This is a genomic window from Mesorhizobium sp. M8A.F.Ca.ET.021.01.1.1 (assembly GCF_003998025.1).
In the GTDB taxonomy this organism is placed as follows: Bacteria; Pseudomonadota; Alphaproteobacteria; order Rhizobiales; family Rhizobiaceae; genus Mesorhizobium.
On record NZ_RZSJ01000842.1, the window covers coordinates 1 to 1,878 of the forward strand.

Here is a 1,878-nt window from a genome sequence, read left to right on the forward strand (position 1 = left end):
ATATCAGGCCGCCACGGCCGGCGCGGCCTTCCTTTCCGCTGCCCACGATCGAACAGCGGGAAAGAACCGTGGCGCGGCTGCGCCGGCGGGCGACGGCGGCAGACGCAAAGGTGGATGCTGGGCCGGGTTAGCTCCGGCGGGCAAGCGACATTGAACACAACGCAGGAAGGGAGCCGGCATGTCCTATTTCGACGAACAACTCGACGCGCTGGTCGACGAGGCAGCGCAAGCAGTCGGCCACCGCCGGCCATGCGGCTGCGCACAATGCCGCCGGCAACAGGGCTTTCGCGCCGTGGAGGTCAGGCGCCGGCATTTTCCAAGCGGTGGCTGCGGCTGCGGTTGCGGCGGCGACACCTCCTTCGACGAAGCCACCGTGCGGCGGGGACGTGCTCCGCGGCCGGCGCGCGGCCAGACCTCGGCACGGGCTCGGGGTTCGCAACTGCCGGGCTGGCGCGGCTGGACGCCGCCGGTGTCGCTGGCCGCCATCGATGCGGCGCGCACCGCCGCCGGCAGGGGCCAGGCCGTCGATCCATTGCTGCGGCCGTTCCTGGCGCCGGGGCCGCAGGTCTATCGCATCACCCGCGCCGGCATAGACCGCGACCGTCCGCTCAGCATCGGCATGACCAAGGGGACCAATTCGATCGCGCAGAGGATTGTCGAACATTACCGGCAGCCGAGCCGCGCCGACCCCCGGGTCAACACCGCGATCCGCAACCTGCAACCGGGCCAGGTCCTGGTCCAGGCGGCTCGCCTGACCCGCCAGGCGATGCATCCAAGGCGGGCCCGGAACTATGAGGGCTGGCTGCAGGACCGGGAGCGGCCACTGCTCTATGACCCCAACAGCACCACATTCGATGAAGCGGGGCTGATGTACACCAACTGAACCAAGGGAGATCTCCATGCACGGGCAAGTCGCACCTCATGCAAGGTCGGTATGGGCCGACCTCGATGCCATCGTTCTCCAGGAGGTCAAGGCGCTGCGCTCGGTCCCGCCGCGCCCGGCGGAACCACAATTTGGTTCCGACGAGGAGTTCATGGATCGCGCGACGGCCTACCTTGAGGGCCGGGGCGAAGAGGCCCATCTTCTAGTGGACCGCCTGCGCGACATGCTCGGCCCGGCAGCGGACGCGGACATGGCCGCGACCGACGTCCCACGGGAGGTGGCAAGCGGAGGCGGGATCTACGATGTCGCTCCGCCGGATGTCGCGCCGCCGCAAGCCGAGCCACCACAAGCCGAGCAAGACACATGACGCTGTTCTCGCCAGCGCCCTTCGAACTCGACCGTCTGGCCGACGAAGCGGATTATGCGGTGGTCGGGCCGACCGACGGCCGCGCCAGAGTCGCGCACACCAACCGCTTTCCGCACAGCGCGGTCTGCCATATCGAGCGCGACTTCGGCGACGGCAGGCTGACCGGCTGCACCGCTTTCCTGATCTCGCCGACGCGCCTGCTGACCGCCGCACACTGCATCACTAGCCCGATCCGGCAGCGGCTTGGCCTGCCCAACCTTGCCGTGCGCATCCGGGTCACGCCGGGCCGTGCGTCCCGCGACGCGCGCCCCTTCGGCTGGCAATGGGCGAAACGCTGGCACGTTAATCCGCCCTACCGCCGTCGGCCATCCGCGCTGCACGATGTCGGGCTGATCGAACTCGAGCGGCCGTTCTCGCCGGCGCCGGGTTTTTTCCGGCTGTGGTCGCCGAGCCGGCAGGATCTCGACAGGCTCCGGGCCTCGCGTCTGCTGCACATTTCAGGCTATCCGGCCGACAAGCCGGAGGGCACGCAGTGGGAGCATGCCGAGCGTCTCGACCGGATCACCGAGCGGCAGCTTTTCTACAGCGTCGACACCTGCCCGGGGCACAGCGGTGCGCCCGGCTGGAT

Annotated in this window: 3 protein-coding genes; all 3 read left to right on the forward strand. The window is 69.2% G+C overall.

The genetic code is table 11. The annotated features are described in order from the left end of the window. The first annotated feature begins 178 nt into the window (after positions 1-178). Complete coding sequence (locus tag EOA36_RS34615; protein WP_127281153.1) at positions 179-883, forward strand: hypothetical protein; 705 nt, start codon at positions 179-181, stop codon at positions 881-883. A 16-nt stretch (positions 884-899) separates the two neighbouring features. Then, positions 900-1,250, forward strand: coding sequence for a hypothetical protein (locus tag EOA36_RS34620; RefSeq protein ID WP_127281154.1), 351 nt, complete (start codon positions 900-902; stop codon positions 1,248-1,250). Then, positions 1,247-1,878 (forward strand): serine protease (locus tag EOA36_RS34625; RefSeq protein ID WP_145969485.1); only part of this gene is annotated, 632 nt, incomplete at its 3' end. The genes EOA36_RS34620 and EOA36_RS34625, both read left to right, overlap by 4 nt.

Coding starts and splice junctions, on each gene's coding strand:
- EOA36_RS34615 (WP_127281153.1), top strand. CDS start 179: ATGTCCTATTTCGACGAACAACTCGACGCGCTGGTCGACGAGGCAGCG.
- EOA36_RS34620 (WP_127281154.1), top strand. CDS start 900: ATGCACGGGCAAGTCGCACCTCATGCAAGGTCGGTATGGGCCGACCTC.